The sequence below is a fragment of the Pseudochelatococcus sp. G4_1912 genome (assembly GCF_047501465.1).
In the GTDB taxonomy this organism is placed as follows: domain Bacteria; phylum Pseudomonadota; class Alphaproteobacteria; order Rhizobiales; family Beijerinckiaceae; genus Pseudochelatococcus.
The window spans coordinates 445,020-460,899 of the sequence record NZ_JAZDRL010000001.1 but is presented as its reverse complement, the minus strand read 5'-3'; the positions used below and the strand labels follow the sequence as shown (position 1 = coordinate 460,899).

The 15,880-nt window shown below is 53.4% G+C and carries 16 protein-coding genes; 8 read left to right on the top strand and 8 right to left on the bottom strand.

Annotated features, from left to right (window positions below; translation table 11 throughout):
* Nucleotides 1-212 precede the first annotated feature (212 nt).
* On the top strand, nucleotides 213-881 hold the full coding sequence (locus tag VRZ32_RS02180; protein ID WP_414523801.1) for a response regulator: 669 nt from the start codon (nucleotides 213-215) through the stop codon (nucleotides 879-881).
* A 9-nt stretch (nucleotides 882-890) separates the two neighbouring features.
* On the opposite strand, the gene VRZ32_RS02175 is transcribed toward VRZ32_RS02180, so the two are convergent.
* A complete protein-coding gene (locus VRZ32_RS02175) occupies nucleotides 891-1,880 on the bottom strand; it encodes an alpha/beta hydrolase (protein ID WP_414523800.1) in 990 nt (329 codons plus the stop codon).
* Between the two features lie 181 nt (nucleotides 1,881-2,061).
* Here VRZ32_RS02175 and VRZ32_RS02170 point away from each other — a divergent pair, with 181 nt between their 5' ends.
* Nucleotides 2,062-2,334 (top strand): DUF6460 domain-containing protein, encoded by a 273-nt coding sequence (locus VRZ32_RS02170; protein WP_414523799.1) that lies wholly within the window; start codon nucleotides 2,062-2,064, stop codon nucleotides 2,332-2,334.
* 8 nt (nucleotides 2,335-2,342) lie between these two features.
* Here VRZ32_RS02170 and VRZ32_RS02165 read toward each other — a convergent pair whose 3' ends face one another.
* On the bottom strand, nucleotides 2,343-3,287 hold the full coding sequence (locus VRZ32_RS02165) for a transporter substrate-binding domain-containing protein (protein WP_414523798.1): 945 nt from the start codon (nucleotides 3,285-3,287) through the stop codon (nucleotides 2,343-2,345).
* Between the two features lie 116 nt (nucleotides 3,288-3,403).
* Between VRZ32_RS02165 and VRZ32_RS02160 the strand changes: the two genes are divergently transcribed.
* Nucleotides 3,404-5,254 (top strand): glycosyltransferase, encoded by a 1,851-nt coding sequence (locus VRZ32_RS02160; protein ID WP_414523796.1) that lies wholly within the window; start codon nucleotides 3,404-3,406, stop codon nucleotides 5,252-5,254.
* Here VRZ32_RS02160 and VRZ32_RS02155 read toward each other — a convergent pair.
* The 3 genes from VRZ32_RS02155 to recO all read right to left on the bottom strand — a co-directional run bounded on the left by VRZ32_RS02155 (nucleotide 5,238) and on the right by recO (nucleotide 9,145).
* Nucleotides 5,238-5,831 carry an SCO family protein gene (locus VRZ32_RS02155; RefSeq protein WP_414525011.1) on the bottom strand — a complete coding sequence of 198 codons (594 nt, stop codon included), beginning with the start codon at nucleotides 5,829-5,831 and terminating at the stop codon, nucleotides 5,238-5,240. The genes VRZ32_RS02160 and VRZ32_RS02155 overlap by 17 nt on opposite strands.
* 201 nt (nucleotides 5,832-6,032) lie before the next feature.
* Nucleotides 6,033-8,288 (bottom strand): DNA topoisomerase IV subunit A, encoded by a 2,256-nt coding sequence (gene parC, locus VRZ32_RS02150; protein ID WP_414523795.1) that lies wholly within the window; start codon nucleotides 8,286-8,288, stop codon nucleotides 6,033-6,035.
* 116 nt (nucleotides 8,289-8,404) lie between these two features.
* Nucleotides 8,405-9,145, bottom strand: a complete 741-nt coding sequence (recO, locus tag VRZ32_RS02145) for a DNA repair protein RecO (protein WP_414523794.1) — start codon at nucleotides 9,143-9,145, stop codon at nucleotides 8,405-8,407.
* A 239-nt stretch (nucleotides 9,146-9,384) separates the two neighbouring features.
* Between recO and VRZ32_RS02140 the strand changes: the two genes are divergently transcribed.
* Nucleotides 9,385-10,425: an NAD(P)/FAD-dependent oxidoreductase gene (locus tag VRZ32_RS02140; protein WP_414525010.1), complete on the top strand. Its 1,041-nt coding sequence runs from the start codon at nucleotides 9,385-9,387 to the stop codon at nucleotides 10,423-10,425.
* The gene (locus VRZ32_RS02135; protein ID WP_414523792.1) at nucleotides 10,415-11,641 is read left to right on the top strand and encodes a TIGR03862 family flavoprotein; all 1,227 of its coding nucleotides are present in this window, start codon (nucleotides 10,415-10,417) and stop codon (nucleotides 11,639-11,641) included. The genes VRZ32_RS02140 and VRZ32_RS02135 overlap by 11 nt, the downstream gene beginning before the upstream one ends.
* Here VRZ32_RS02135 and chpT read toward each other — a convergent pair whose 3' ends face one another.
* Entirely contained in the window at nucleotides 11,642-12,304 is a 663-nt protein-coding gene (gene chpT, locus VRZ32_RS02130) for a histidine phosphotransferase ChpT (protein WP_414523790.1), read from the bottom strand. It lies immediately after the preceding gene.
* Between the two features lie 165 nt (nucleotides 12,305-12,469).
* Here chpT and VRZ32_RS02125 point away from each other — a divergent pair, with 165 nt between their 5' ends.
* The 3 genes from VRZ32_RS02125 to VRZ32_RS02115 all read left to right on the top strand — a co-directional run bounded on the left by VRZ32_RS02125 (nucleotide 12,470) and on the right by VRZ32_RS02115 (nucleotide 14,753).
* Nucleotides 12,470-13,384: a 3'(2'),5'-bisphosphate nucleotidase CysQ family protein gene (locus VRZ32_RS02125; protein ID WP_414523789.1), complete on the top strand. Its 915-nt coding sequence runs from the start codon at nucleotides 12,470-12,472 to the stop codon at nucleotides 13,382-13,384.
* A 78-nt stretch (nucleotides 13,385-13,462) separates the two neighbouring features.
* Entirely contained in the window at nucleotides 13,463-14,110 is a 648-nt protein-coding gene (locus tag VRZ32_RS02120; RefSeq protein ID WP_414523788.1) for a DUF1134 domain-containing protein, read from the top strand.
* Nucleotides 14,111-14,156: 46 nt separating this feature from the next.
* A complete protein-coding gene (locus tag VRZ32_RS02115) occupies nucleotides 14,157-14,753 on the top strand; it encodes a hypothetical protein (RefSeq protein WP_414523787.1) in 597 nt (198 codons plus the stop codon).
* 7 nt (nucleotides 14,754-14,760) lie between these two features.
* Here VRZ32_RS02115 and VRZ32_RS02110 read toward each other — a convergent pair whose 3' ends face one another.
* Both VRZ32_RS02110 and cmk read right to left on the bottom strand, forming a co-directional pair.
* Nucleotides 14,761-15,150 (bottom strand): methylglyoxal synthase, encoded by a 390-nt coding sequence (locus tag VRZ32_RS02110; protein WP_414523786.1) that lies wholly within the window; start codon nucleotides 15,148-15,150, stop codon nucleotides 14,761-14,763.
* 96 nt (nucleotides 15,151-15,246) lie between these two features.
* The gene (gene cmk, locus VRZ32_RS02105) at nucleotides 15,247-15,873 is read right to left on the bottom strand and encodes a (d)CMP kinase (protein WP_414523785.1); all 627 of its coding nucleotides are present in this window, start codon (nucleotides 15,871-15,873) and stop codon (nucleotides 15,247-15,249) included.
* Nucleotides 15,874-15,880 lie beyond the last annotated feature (7 nt).

Sequence of the window (15,880 nt, the reverse complement as noted above, 5' to 3'; positions counted from 1 at the left end):
CCCATGGAGCTCTCTTTTCCAAATAGCATGATCTGAGGCTAACCAATTAGTCACAACCGGCCTGTTACCATCGACATCGGCTACTTGTTTAATATAATTCCTAATGAGACACCTCTCTGCACTGCTGAATTAGGGAGGAAGTCTCGATAAATGACCTTTTGGAAGCAACCAGAGATACTCTGGTCAAACCATAAAGATGCGGGGGAAGAGTTTTGAACACTGAGCCATCGGCAAGGATTGTCATCGCTGATGACCACCCGCTATTCCGCGGCGCACTGCGACAGGCGATTGAGGCCGTTATTGCTGGAACAGAGATTTCGGAAAGCGGCAACTTCTCATCGTTACTTGATGTGCTTGCACAAAAGGGAACAGCGGATCTGGCGCTGCTTGATCTGACCATGCCTGATGTACAAGGTTTTTCCGGCCTGATTTATTTACGCGCACAATATCCTGATCTACCCGTAGCGATCGTTTCCGCTAACGATGACCCAGCGGTAATCCGTCGCTCAATCGATTATGGCGCCTCAGGATTTATTCCAAAATCCCTTGACGTGCCAACAATGGGACAAGCCCTGCAAGCCATTTTAGAAGGGCGCACCTGGGTGCCGTCTGATATTGATCTCAGCCAGCCGACAGATCGCGAAACAAACGAGCTGATCCGCCGCCTTACAAGCCTGACCCCACAGCAAGTGCGCGTGCTTATGATGCTGTCCGAAGGTCTGCTCAATAAACAAATTGCCTATGAACTGACGGTTTCTGAAGCAACCGTGAAGGCCCATGTCTCTGCAATTCTTCAAAAGCTTGGCGTTGAAAGCCGCACACAAGCGGTAATTGCAGCCGCTCGCATTGCTGCATCAGCAGGTACACCAAACGCTTCCTGATAAGATGACCTATAGAAATCTAGCCAAAAACGCTTCAGCCCGTGTTAGCGCCCGTTCAGCCAACATCCCTGGAAATACGATAAATACATGTGCGCCTCCCCGCCAAACGGCTAAATCTGCCTCATTCCCTGCAGCGATCCAGCGGCCGTGAAGAAATAGTGTATCATCGAGCAGCGCATCGCGCGTCCCCACCAAAAGATGAGCCGGCGGCATTCCGCGCAAATCAGCATATATGGGCGAGATATCGGCTGTATTGGCCGCGGTTGCACCAATAAAATTCGAGACAAAATTTTCAAGATCACGTGTATTTAGCACCAGCTTTTCTTCACCCCACTGGCGCGCACTCGGTGTCAAACCAAGATCATAACAGCCCGATGTGAGAACAGCTGCACTAAATGGTGTTAGTCCATGCTTATCGCGTAACCGCAACATGGTAACGAGCGAAAGATGCGCACCGGCTGACTCACCACCAATAAAACAACGATCCGTGCCAAAAAGCGCCAACCCTTCCCGCGCCAACCACAATGCTGCCATTTCACAGTCATCAGGCGCAGCAGGGTAGGGATTCTCTGGCGCAAGTCGATATTCAACCGAAGCTGTTACGATACCGAGCTTGTCGGCAAGACGCTGAAGGCGAATATCCTGACTATCAGCAGTTCCGAATGTCCATCCCCCACCATGAACATGCAGAAACACCCCGCGTGGTTGTCGCGCACGACCATCTTCATCCTGCGGTTCTATGATACGTAATGGAATTCCTCCACTCTTTCCCTCAATGGTTATTATCCGTGCCCGAGGGCTAAAAACAGGCGCGGGGAAAGCACCAAGCCCCTGTGCCCGCGCAATACGGACGTCGGCTGGAGCCATGCTCCACTGATCAGGAAAGGAGTTGATACGTTCGACAATGGCAGCGTTCAGCGCCCGTGTTTCCGCATCGATAAGCGCCGGATCAAATAGCGATGCATCAAGCACGGATGGATCATATGGAACATTCGCCATGGTCATTCTTCCAAAACAGCTGCGATGGCAAGTGGCTTAATTCTTGCGATTCGGGTCTGAGGTTATCATGGCCAACGCCCTATCCCACACAAGACCGCCTTCACCGATTGGCTTAAGAAGCGCGATCAGATACATGCTAAAATAATAACTGTAATCAGTTGCACCTTGGAAAGAACCCAGTATGTCAAATGATTCCCTCAACCGCTTTATAGGTGGCACACCTGGCGGCGTTCTAATCAGGTTGGTGTTCCTATCACTTATCGTTGGCGCGATCATGTCCTGGTGGGGAATAACGCCCGTAGATCTCTATGATGGTATTGTCACCCTTGTTACCAGATTGATTGACGAAGGCTTCGAAAGCCTCCGCAATATTGGCTCATGGCTTATTTACGGTGCTATGGTGGTATTACCAATCTGGTTTTTACTACGCTTGCTACGCAGCGGCTCGCGTTAAAGGATGCTTCAGTAAAAGCTTACAGGAAAATGGCGCAGGTAGATCTCAGTATAAGTGCCATTTTCCCATAGCTTACGCAGCGCATAGTCCAAGGCATTACGTAAGGCGAGATCATCTTTGCGCAAGATGAATCCAACGCCTTCACCGAAAAAGCGGCTTTCCAGGTAAGGTCCACCAGCAAAGCTGCAACAGCCGTCTGCTGATGCGCCATTAAGCCACAGCGCAAGCGACATCCCGTCAGCAAAAAGGTAATGCACCTCGCCGGCCTTGAGGGCTATTTCCGCGGTCTGAAGATCAGTGAAGAGGACACGTTCAGCACGTGGAAAAAACTCTGTAATATAGGCCTCATGCGCGGTGCCTTGCACAATCGCAACACGTTTTCCTGCCAGCGCGTCCGGCGTTAGGGCGACAGTTTTTTCAGAAACCTTCCCCGCAGCACTGCTCTCGACAGCTTTTTTCACAGCAAAGCGCGCGGGCATGCGGTGATAAGGACCGGTAACGCTGAAACGGCCATAAAGCGTAGGCCGAATGGGAATTGCTGCAGCTACAACATCTCCACGACGTTCCGCAAGCGAATCGAGCAATGTATCGAAACGCCGCACTTGCACTGTGCAACTCATATCCAGAATGGCACAAGCTGCGCGCGCAAGTTCCACCGAAAAGCCTGTTGGCTGCCCATCAGCACCTGCAAAATGCAAGGGTGGAAACTCATCATCCGTTAGAAAACGCACCACTCGTGCACCAATAAGATCGGGCTTTTGCACCCGCTCTTCTGCCCCCCAAAAGCCAGGCACAGCAATAGCTGGTGCCTTAAGCGCCATCGGTAGCGATTCAGCACGAGCGGGCGATTGCGGATAAGCCACGCTCAATAGCAGCCCCCCCGCCCATATGGCGGCGATCAGCAGAGCGGAAGCGTGACAGATTTGTCGTGTTGCTATAGGAAGATATCTCATCGTGCTGGCAATCTTATATTGAACCACCGACGGTGGGAACTGCCGTTCTCATATCAATTAACGAGGAAATAAATGGCTTTCCCCAAGCCGTTGCGGATGACCGCAGGTAGTTCCAGATGAATAAAATCATTTTGAAAAATGCAAGCGGCATACCTACCGATATTGCCTATCTCGCTCGCTATGGCATTTCAGCTGCCTCGCTTAAGTCAGCAAGCGAATTGGCGAGCAAATGGCGCGTATCTTCAACAGATGCCGTACTGGCATTAGGACTGATTTCGGAAGATGCACTTTATCGGGCGCTTGCAGCCGAACTTGAGGTGCCGTTTCTCCCCGCAACCGCTACAGCAGGAAATGATGCGCGTTACCCGCAAGCCTTGACAACCGGTATTTTGCCGTTGGCCCACAATGAGCTGGACCTACATGTTGCCATCGCCCCAAACGGACGCGCGATAAGAGCCCTGTTTCATCATCGATATCCCTTGAAGGGGGCGGGCATAGCACTGGCTTCACCTGGCCGGTTGGCTGAGCTTGCACAACATCATTTCAAAAATGAAATCGCTTACGAGGCTGCCCATGGCCTGGCCCAAGCCATGCCCCATCTATCATTTCGTGACGGGATGAGCCAACCACAGCGTATGACACTTTTGGGTATGGCAGCCCTGTTTTTTACAGGCTTAATGATAGCACCAATGCTAGTGCTTGAATTGTCTATGCTATTACTTGCATTAATATTCCTGACAATGGCCGTTTTGCGCCTCTCATGTGCCCTTGAAAAGCTTGAGTGGGCAAATGAAACAAGCCCTTCTCCTGCAATTGATGATGCAGATTTGCCAATCTATTCTATTATTGTAGCATTATATAATGAAACAGAGATTATCCCGCAGCTATTGCAGGCGCTCAAAGCCATAGATTATCCAGCTGCCAAACTTGATATTATACTGGCACTGGAAGAAGACGACTGGCGGACACGCAAAGCGATCGAAGATTGCCAACCGCCACATCATATTCGCATTCTTATTGCACCAGATGGAAAACCACGTACTAAACCGCGCGCACTCAATATTGCTTTAGCGCAAGCACGCGGCAGCCATGTGGTTATCTATGATGCAGAAGATATTCCTGATCCGCGGCAGCTGCGCCAAGCCGTCGCAATGTTTCGCGCCTTTCCAGATGCTGCGTGTCTTCAGGCGCACCTTGTGATTGACAACGCTTCGGAGAGCTTTTGCTCATGCATGTTTGCCATTGAGTATGCGGCTCTGTTTGATGCGGTCAATCCAGGACTAACCGCAGCAGGCCTACCTTTACCTCTGGGGGGTACATCAAACCATTTCCGAATTGATATCCTTCGTAGGATCGGGGCCTGGGATGCATGGAATGTCACAGAAGACGCCGATCTCGGTATCCGGCTGGCACGATTTGGATATGAAGTGAAGCAGTTGCAATCTGTTACGCGGGAAGAAGCCCCGATTGGCATACGTGCCTGGCTCGCTCAGCGCTCCAGATGGATGAAGGGATGGATGCAGGTATGCATCACGCATTCGCGCAATCCCATGGCAACATGGCGAGAGCTGGGGCCAACCGGCTTTATGATGACATCATCACTTATGTTTGGCACAGTTGTCGGTGCGCTTGGCATGCCCTTGTTTTTGCCAGTATCGATATGGATGATCATCGTCACTTTTGGAGAAGCACATGAATGGGTCAGAGCGCTTATTCTGGGTTTTTCCGGCGCCGTGTGGATCAGTGGCCTTTTGGCGCTTGTGGTACCAATCATTGTCGGATTATCGCGCCGACGCCGGTTGAAGCTTTTATGGGCGCTGCCACTACTTCCACTTTATATGACAATGCTAACGGTTGCTACGTGGCGCGGATTATATGACCTGATTGTTGCTCCAAGCCATTGGAACAAAACAAGCCATGGCATCTCGCGCCAACGCACGGATATCCAGCTCAGAGATATTTCTTGAGATCGTTCGCAGATTCTTCTGGCGGGCGCTGCAGATTGAAAGCATTCACGAAGCGCCCCTGCTTATCCATCAGATAGACAATGGCCGTATGATCCATTGTGTAATCGTCCGGTGCATCGCCTGTCGGGATTTTTCGCGCATAAACACGATAGAGCTTGCTGATCTCGTCAATCTGCTCCTGCGTACCGCTCAGTCCGAGAATGCGTGTATCGAAGCTTTCAAGATATTCCTTCAACGAGGCTGGCGTATCGCGATCAGGATCAACTGATACGAACAAAATATTCACTCGCTCGGCATCGCTACCAGCTGCTTTCAGCATTTCCGAAACTTCAAAAAGCGTCGTCGGGCAGATGTCAGGGCAACGGGTAAAGCCAAAGAAGATAAGCGTTGGCTTACCAAGGAAGTCTTTTTCCGTCACGGTATTACCGTTGGAACTGGTCAGCGTGAATGGCCCACCTATGGCCGATGGTGCTGGCGTGTTTGCAGTTTCCCGCAACTGCAACATGATTGCGCCACCCAGAATCAGCAACCCGACCAGAAATACCGCTAAAGGCAGTATCCGTTTTCCGCCCGCCATTGCCATGTTCTTCGCTCCCTATTGAAAATATTAAAATTTAAGCCAAAGCTGCGTATCTGCATGTCGCTGCCCATGCAAGCACAAGGAAAAAGTAGCGCGTGCGACATATAGCGACGTTCTTATAACCGGCCTTCAAGCTACAGGGCTCAGGACAACCCAACGCATCTCCCTGAGCCATGAGTATCGGGCAAATTACCTATATCAAGCGAACTTGTTATTCCGTGGGAAGCCCTTAGGCGGCAAGCGCCCGCTATCTGCGCGGTTACCAAGCCAAGTACGGATATCGGCTTCCGGCACTGTCCATGTACGACCTGATGTATCGGTCCATGTCAGCCCCTCGGCCAATGTGAATACGCGCACATCTGATACGCCGCCATCACCATATCTCTGCAAGCGCACTCCCCGTCCACGCACCATCTCGGGCAGCTGCGTGAGCGGGAATACCAGCAATTTGCGATTCTCGCCGATAACAGCAACATGATCGCCCTTCACAGGTACGCACAAGCGCGCCTTACCCTTAGCATCAAGGTTGAGCACCTGTTTGCCCTTACGGGTATTAGCTGTGATCTCATCTGCCAAGGCAACAAAACCACGTCCGTCAGAAGCTGCAAGCAACAGTTTCTCACCGGCAGTGTATGGGAATGCCGCAATGATTTCAGCACCCTCGTCGAGATCAACCATCAAGCGCAGCGGATCACCAAACCCTCTACCACCAGGTAGTTTCGATGCATCAAGCGTAAACACACGACCATTGTCTGCGAGTACAAGCAGCTTTGCCGTCGTCTCGGTGGCAAAAGCGAGGAACAGCGTATCATCACCCTTGAACTGCAATGATGCCAGGTCACTGCCATGCCCCTTCAGCGCACGTATCCAGCCCTTTGTGGACAGCACAACCGTGATTGGCTCACGCTCAACCATCGCCTCGGTCATATCGACTGCTGCAGCTTCAGGCGCTTGCGCGAATGTTGTGCGCCGGCGCCCCAGTGGGGTTTCCGGCCCAAAAAGCTTGCGCACTTCGCGCACTTCGCTAGCAACGGTCTTCCATTGTAATTCCTCGGAAGCCAGCAAGCTCTCCAGCCCCGCTTTCTCTTCCGTCAGCTTCTCGTGCTCGCGCCGCAGTTCCATCTCTTCGAGTTTACGCAATGAACGCAGACGCGTATTAAGAATTGCCTCCGCCTGCGTGTCCGTAAGCACGAATGCCGCAATCAATGCAGGCTTGGCCTCGTCCTCCTCGCGGATGATTTTGATCACGCGATCAAGATCAAGATAAACGATCAGCAAGCCATCGAGTATCTCTAGGCGGCGTACAATCGCTTCCAGACGGAAGCGCGACCGGCGTTGCAACACGATACGGCGATGATCAAGCCACTCGCGCAGCACCTCTGCCAGGCTCAAGACCTTCGGCACCTGCCCTGCGGTCAAAACGTTCATGTTGAGGGAAATACGCGATTCAAGCTCGGTCAGCCGGAATAGCGATTCCATCATCAGGACATCATCAACGGCCTTCGTCCGCGGCTCAATGACAATACGAATATCCTCTGCGGATTCATCGCGAATATCGCCAACCAGCGGAAGCTTTTTGGCGAGCATCAGGTCCGCGATCTTTTCGATCAGACGTCCCTTGGTGACGCCATAAGGCACCTCGGTGATAACCACTGACCAGACACCACGCGCTGCCTCTTCACGCTCCCAACGGGCGCGCACACGAAAACCGCCCCGTCCCGTGCGATAGGCTTCAGCGATCGTTTCGCGATCGTCGACAATGATGCCGCCGGTTGGCAGATCAGGGCCAAGCACGAACGTCAGCAAGCTGTCTGTATCGGCCTGCGGATGGGTGATCAGATAAAGCGCGGCATCACACAGCTCGGCAGCATTATGCGGCGGAATCGATGTCGCCATCCCCACTGCAATGCCCTGCGAGCCATTCGCCAGAAGATTTGGAAACGCTGATGGAAGCACCATCGGCTCGCGGTTGCTTTCGTCATATGTATCACGAAAATTAACCGAATCCTCATCAATGCCCTGCAGCAACAGCTGCGCAACGATAGTCATGCGTGCTTCGGTATAGCGCATGGCAGCGGCGTTATCGCCATCGATATTACCGAAGTTGCCCTGCCCCTCGATCAGCGGATAGCGCAGCGCAAAATCCTGCGCCAGCCGCACCAGCGCATCGTAGATCGATTGGTCACCATGCGGATGGAATTGACCCATCACGTCACCGACCACACGCGCTGATTTTTTGAAGGCAGAGCCAGGATCAAGCCGCAACAACCGCATACCATAAAGAATGCGCCGATGAACAGGCTTCAGACCATCGCGCGCATCGGGCAATGCGCGGTGCATGATTGTGGATAGCGCATAGGCGAGATACCTCTCCTCCAGCGCCGAGCGCAGGCTCACCACTTCAATACCGTCGTCATGACCGCCCGGAGGCGGCAGATCCACTTTCTTGCCCATCAGAAACCTTATGCACCCGCAATCATCACCGCACCGAATGGAACGGATAACGAACAACCCGACTCATTTCAAGGCCGTTGTCGCACATCTTGGGCGTATATCACAAATTTAGCGTTCTATTGTATCAGCGCAAGGAAGCGCATACGGGCATCCGGCAGGGGTTTTTCGCGTGGATTAAAGAGGTTGCGCGCAAGAAAGTGCCCGGTAAGCGCAAATCCTGCTTGCACTGCCTCACGGCCTGGATGCCCTGCGCCCGCCATAAAACCCTGCCCATCACCGCTGTCTCGCAGGAAGGCTGGCAGCCGCAGGAGCCGATCACGATAGCTCTCACCCGCGCGCCGCGAAACTGCCCGCCCTGTACGCGGTGATACGTAGATGAGCTCCTGCGTAGAGCCCGTGACCGCGCATTCTGTCAGCTCTAATGCAAAGCCAAGCACAGACAGAATCGCCAACTCAAACCGCACCAGCAACACGGGTGCGATCTCCGGCTCCTCAAGATGCTCTAGCAGCACCAGTGAGGCCTCATACAACGCTGGGTGCGGATCATGCTCAGGCAATAAACGAAGTAGTTCTATCAGCAGGCCAAGCCCATTAAGCGCCAGCGGAGAATCCAGATACCGCCCCGCCCGTGACACCAGGCCCTCAACGCGATATTGCCCGAGTTGCCCCTCGATACGGCCATTCCAAACTGCGGCAACAGAGTTACCGGCCTGCAAGATCGGTTGCATGCGCAAGGAGCGCCCACCCCTTAATAACCCGGCATGGCGGCCACGCGCGTGCGTCATCAACTCAAGGATGACGCTTGTCTCCCCGTGTCGGCGCGCTCCCAGCACTATGCCTTCATCTTGCCACTGCATGAATGCTACATACCATAAATTTCAGCACCAGAAGCTTCCTCCAGGTCGCAACAAAACAACATTTTTTAATTGTTATTATTTGTATTTTCCATGTCTTTTTGTGCATTATTTTGTCGGCAGGAATGCGAACCTGTGATATGCGATTGTCTTCACCTATTGACCATCTTGAAACAGCGCGTTATCGCCGCGCATGTCGGGACTTCGACAAAGCGGAAATTCGACAAAGTGGACAGGAACCTATGACAGATCGCATCGAGACCGACGTCCTCATCGTCGGAGCAGGGCCAGTGGGCCTTTTCGCAGTATTTGAACTTGGCCTTCTGGACATCAAGGCTCACCTTGTCGACATCCTGCCCAAGATCGGCGGCCAGTGCGCTGAGCTGTATCCAGAAAAGCCAATCTATGACATCCCCGGTTTTCCGTCGATTAACGGCCAGGAACTGGTTGATAATCTTCTGAAGCAGATTGAACCTTTCAGCCCCACCTTCCATCTGGGCGAAGAAGTTTCGGAAGTTGAAAGCCTCGGCACAGCTGAAGCGCCGCTGTTTCGTGTTGTTACTGATGGCGGCAAGGAATTCATTACCAAGACAGTGATCATCGCCGCTGGTGGCGGCTCATTCCAGCCCAAAAAGCCACCGATTGCGGGCATTGAGGCCTATGAAGGCACCGGCGTGTTCTATGCCGTGCGCAAGCGCGACCAATTCCGTGACAAGAAGGTGCTGATTGTCGGCGGTGGCGATTCGGCTTTGGATTGGACACTGAATCTCCACCCTATCGCCAGCCGGGTCACGCTGCTGCACCGTCGCGATGCCTTCCGTGCTGCGCCTGACAGCGTGAACAAGATGCGTGCCCTTGCCGCTGATGGCATGCTGGATTTCGCATTGGGTCAAGTGGTAGAGCTAAAGGGCGATGCGCCTGTGCTCAACGCCGCCGTCATCAAGCGTGACGATGGCAGCCTCTTCGAGGTAGAAGCAGACATACTTGTACCGTTCTTCGGCCTCACGATGAAGCTTGGCCCTATTGCCAATTGGGGGCTGAATCTGCATCAGAATCTCATTCCAGTTGATACCGAGAAATTTGAGACAAGTGTGCCGGGCATCTTTTCCATTGGTGACATCAATACTTATCCCGGCAAGTTGAAGTTAATTCTCTCCGGGTTCCATGAAGGTGCACTCGCTGCTCAAAAGGTGCACCATTACGTTTATCCGGAGAAAAAGTTGTTGTTCCAATACACAACATCTTCGACCAGCCTGCAGAAGAAGCTGGGCGTTGGTCGCTGATTCAGGGAAGAGGCAGACTGTCGCCATTGTTGGCGGCGGTCCAGCCGGGTTGATGGCCGCCGAGGTACTGGCGCGTAATGGCCTTTCCGTCACAGTTTATGAGCGCATGCCCTCACCTGCCCGCAAATTTCTGCTGGCGGGACGTGGTGGCTTGAACCTCACCCATACTGAACGCCTGCCGGATTTCTATCGCCGTTATGGCAAAGCGCAGGCGTGGCTGGAACCTGCTATTCGTGCGTTTTCGCCCAAGCGACTACGCAACTGGAGCGAGGATCTGGGCGAGCCGACATTCGAGGGATCGAGCCGGCGCGTATTCCCCCGCTCCTACAAGGCAACGCCGCTACTGCGCGCGTGGCTGCGGCGGCTGGAGACACTCGACGTCACGTTTGCATTTCGTCATCAGTGGCTTGGTTTTTCCGATAACGGCCTGCGCTTTGCTACACCTGAGGGTGAGCGCACGATATCAGCCGATGCAAGCCTGTTAGCCCTTGGCGGCGGATCATGGCCTCGGCTTGGCTCTGACGGTGGCTGGGTGGATGTACTACGTGGTGAGGGAATCGATATCGCAGACTTGCGCGCCTCGAACTGCGGCTTCACCGTTGCATGGTCTGAAGTTTTCCGCACGCGCGCTGAAGGTGAGCCATTAAAGCGCATCGCGCTGCATACCGAGGGCCAAACAGTTCATGGCGAAGCGCTGATCACCTCAACGGGCATTGAAGGCGGCGCAATCTATGCGCTTTCCGCACCCTTGCGTGATGCCATTGAGCGCGATGGCGAGGTCACGTTATACATTGATCTGCAAACAGATATGAGTGTTTCAGAACTTGCCTGGCGGCTGGAGCGGGCACGGGCGGGGCAATCAGTTTCCACAACGTTGCGCAAAGTAGCGAATCTTTCGCCCACAGCAACCCTGTTGGTACGCGAAGGCGGGCCATTGCCTAAAGCGCCGCAGGAATTGGCAGCACTTATCAAGCAAGTGCCTGTCCGTCTCACCGGCATTCAGCCCATTGCGCGGGCAATCTCGTCAGCAGGCGGCATCCGTCAAAGTGAAGTCGATGCCGCCTTTATGCTGCACAAGAAGCCTGGGGTATTTGCAGCTGGCGAAATGCTTGATTGGGAAGCACCAACGGGTGGCTACCTCCTGCAAGCAACATTCGCTACCGCTCATGCGGCAGCGAATGGTATTCGCGCGTATCTGGACAACCAGAGAAACTAATCAAGCAGCAGGAGTTACAGCAGGCACCGCATTGATGGTGACGATGTCGCCATCAATGGTGAAATCCACAACAAGGCCCGCAGCTTGCGCAACAAGGCCGGTGTAGAACGCCTGAATACCGTGCGCATCAACATCACCAGAAGCAGAACGACCTGCGACAAGCTCCTGCGCATTGACAGGAATACGTGCCTGCGGCCCCTGCGCTTCCACATGAATGCTCGTTTCGGCATGCGAGGCACCATAATCAACGCTCACAGTAATGCGCCCACCGCGCGGAATGGCGTTAGTGGCAACCAGAATGAGGTTCAGCAGCAGCTTGACCTTGTTCTTTGGCAGCAAGCGACGCTCGGCATTCCAGCCAAGCGATAGCTTGTCGTCGTGAATGAAGCCCTTTGCGACCTGCTCGGCATCACCCAGATCAATCTCCGCCCCTGCAGAGCCAGCGGCACCAAATGCAAGCCGCGCAAATTGCAGACGTGCAGATGCCTGACGCGCACTTTTCTTAATCAGATCAAGCGCAAACTCCTTCATGGAAACATCGTCTTCGTCTTCGAGAACTTCGAGACCGTTGACAATAGCGCCCACGGGGCTGATCACATCATGACAGACTCGGCTGCACAGCAAGGCGGCAAGATCAAGTGCATCTAGGCTAACAGAAGTCATGAAGGCTCCGCAGAAAATTGATTAGAGAAGGGCTTGTAATGAAAAACTTTGTTACACGGGACTGCCTTGCTTGAAAAGCAGTCATACGGCACGCTACCCAAATCAGGTTAACAGATCACATCGCTCAGGAATGTACATTCAATCGATCTTCAAGAGGAATTTCTGATGTTAACGCCTCCTCCCCCCCATGATTATATGCCAAAGGGTATGATTAGGGATCATTTGCAATGGAGCGCAGCGGGTGTAGCAGGATCTGAAGTGCGCGATGAGCTGGCGCGACATCTTGGCGAGATTTCACGCTATGCCGGCGGGCTTATTCTTGAAGCAGTAAAGCGTGGATTTAGCGTTTATCGCAAGCCGGATGGATCGAGCTATACCGATGCCGATGTTGAGGCTGAGCGTTTTATTCTGGAAGCATTAGCAGCGCATTTTCCCAATATCCCTGTTATTGCCGAAGAGCAATCAGCCGCGCGTGCGGAAGCCGGCGAAAGCGCAGCGCCTGTTAGCGATATCTTTTTCCTTGTTGATCCACTTGATGGCACGCGCGATTTTACTTCAGGCGGCCTTGAATACACCGTTAATATCGCCGCGATTGTAAACGGCGCGCCGGTGGCAGGTGCGGTCTATGCCCCAGCAAATGACTTGCTATGGATAGGGGGCGCCCATGCATATACCACGACAATCGCGCCTTATGCAGCGCCACCAGAATTTGAAGATTGGCGAGCAATTCACACCCGCATCGCACCGCAAGAGGGCCTGACAGCCCTGGGTAGTCGACGTCATGGTGATGGTCGTACACAGGAATTTCTGGCACGACTACCCATCAGGAAACGCCTGTCGACCTCCTCCTCAGTGAAATTTTGCGTCATTGCTCAAGGCGAAGCTGATGTTTACCCACGCTTTGGTCCCACTATGGAATGGGACACTGCTGCAGGTGATGCAGTGTTGCGGGCGGCGGGTGGTTCTGTGGTCGATGAAAAGGGCTTTTCACTGGTTTATGGTCAATCACGGAACGGCTACGTTAACGGACCATTCATCGCATGGGGCGATTCTGCACAAAGTCATATGTATTGCGGCTGAGGTGGGTCTTTATCCTGCAACAGCTTTGGTTCGCATCAACAATGCTTTAATTTGCGTCATATCGGGAGAAAACGGCCTATGGACTCGAGAAAATCACGTCTAACCCGTCGCTCGCTCCTGACACTGGCCACAGGTACTGGATTGGCCAGCTTGCTTGCGGGCGCACCTATGGCAGTCGCGCAGCAACGCCCTCCTCCGCCCGGTTTCAAGCCGGTGCCGGATGATAACGATACCTTCAACCCGGAAGAAATCATCGATTCGGGCCATCGCTTTTTCGGTTCAGCATCGCGTGGGCTGGGAAATGCCGTGCAGAATGCATTCGAGCGATGGGGCAAGCCGAACGGCTACATCCTGGGCCAAGAAGCAGCTGGAGCGTTCTTCGGTGGCCTTCGTTATGGAGAAGGCAAGCTCTATACGCGCAATAAGGGAGAGCGTACCTTGTTCTGGCAAGGGCCTTCTTTAGGGTTTGACTTTGGCGGATCAGGGAATCGAACCATGATCCTCGTCTATCACCTGCCTTCAGTTGATCGCATGTTTCAGCGGTTTGCAGGCGTGGATGGATCGGCATATCTGGTTGCCGGATTTGCAATTTCTGCGCTAGCCGCGCGCGGAGATGCTGGCCAGGATATCCTGCTGGTCACGATTCGCACGGGTGTTGGCCTCAAGCTTGGCGTGAACATCGGCTATCTGAAATTCACACCACAATCGACCTGGAACCCTTTCTAAAGGCTTTCCGCTCAATCTTATGCGTTTACTTCTTGAGGATTAGGACGTGTTTGAAACTGCTCTGATATTTGCGGCGGGCTTTCTCACTGCAAGTGTGCTGGCGTTGCTGATTTTGCCAAGCGTCAACACCCGTGCAACCCGCCTTGCCCGCAGAAGACTTGCGGCGCAGTTTCCCATTTCCATTGATGAGCTCACAGCGCAAATGGATTATATCCGTGCTGAGGGAGCGGTGGAAATACGCACGGCTGAACGCCGGCTGGAAAATGAGCGTAAAGCTCACGCACTAAGCCGCATTGAGCAGGGTACGATTGAAGCTGCAGCCCGCCAGAAGGCAATCTCTGATGAGGCCCAGATCAAAACTCTTACGGAGGAAAACGCCCAATTAACAATGGAACTCATACATATTAAAGCGGATTACGATACCAAACGCATCACCATTGCCAGCCTGGAAACGCGACTCACCAGCATGGCAGCTGAACAGACTGTTTTGCGCGCACAGGAACAATCCGAGCTTTTAAACGCTGATGCAATCAAGCTGGAAAATACCGCACTCAGAGAGCGTATCGAAGCTGTAGCCTCTGATATTGTTGCCATGACCGCTGACAAGGCTGCGGTCAGCAAAAACCATGCTCCCGCTGCATAATAAAGGTTTACTGCTGCACCTGTTTCTCAAGCGTCGCGAGTACCATTTCTGCGGTCTTGCGATTGAGTGCCATTGGCACGTCATAGACAAGTGCAACACGCATCAAAGCTTTAACATCCACATCATGCGGTAGCGGCGACAGCGGGTCGACAAAGAAAATCAGCATGTCGATCCGGCCTTCTGCAATCATGGCACCTATTTGTTGATCGCCGCCATAAGGCCCGCTCTTCAGCCGCGTGACGGTAAGCTCCGGGCATCGCTCCATAATGCGCAATCCTGTCGTGCCGGTTGCGAACAGCGCACAATCACCCAGAACCGCGCGATGCCGTTCAGCAAAAAGTGCCAGCTCATCTTTCTTCGCATCGTGAGCAACCAGAGCTAACCTGACAGATATCATTGCTTCATATCTCCCGATTACTGATGAAAGTATATACGGCCCTCGTCAGACCTTACAGCAATCGCTTGAAAATGGCAGGACCTTCTCCAGAGGCTGTTATCGCCCAGCCTTTTCAGCAATGATTGCCAGCGCTGCAGCAACCATACCCGCTACATCAAATGACGATGTATCGAGTAACACTGCATCGGAAGCAATCATTAACGGCGCCGATGAGCGGTGAGAATCGCGCTCGTCGCGCAAGCGAATATCTGCAAGGATTGCCGCCGTATCAACCGGTTCACCACGCCCGGTTAATTCCAGGGCGCGCCGCTCTGCCCGTACTTCTGGCGTTGCGGTCACAAACAATTTCACTGCTGCTTGAGGGCAGATCACGGTGCCGATATCACGCCCGTCAAGCACAGCCCCACCTGGCTGTTGCGCAAATGCGCGCTGCAAAGCAAGCAACGCCGAACGCACAGGCGGATGTGCAGCAATAACAGAAGCCGCCTCACCCATCTCGCGCCCGCGTAAACGATCTTCGTCAACCAGCTGCGGCTCGAAACTCAAGGCCACACTGGTCGCTGCATCTATGTTATCAAGGCGCAGGCCTTCATCCAGCATCTGCCTTGCAACACCACGATAGAGCATACCAGTATCAAGGTGTGGCAAACCGAAATGCTGCGCAAGACGCCGGGCAAGCGTACCCTTGCCAGATGCTGCAGGGCCATCGATTGCTATAATCATGAATATT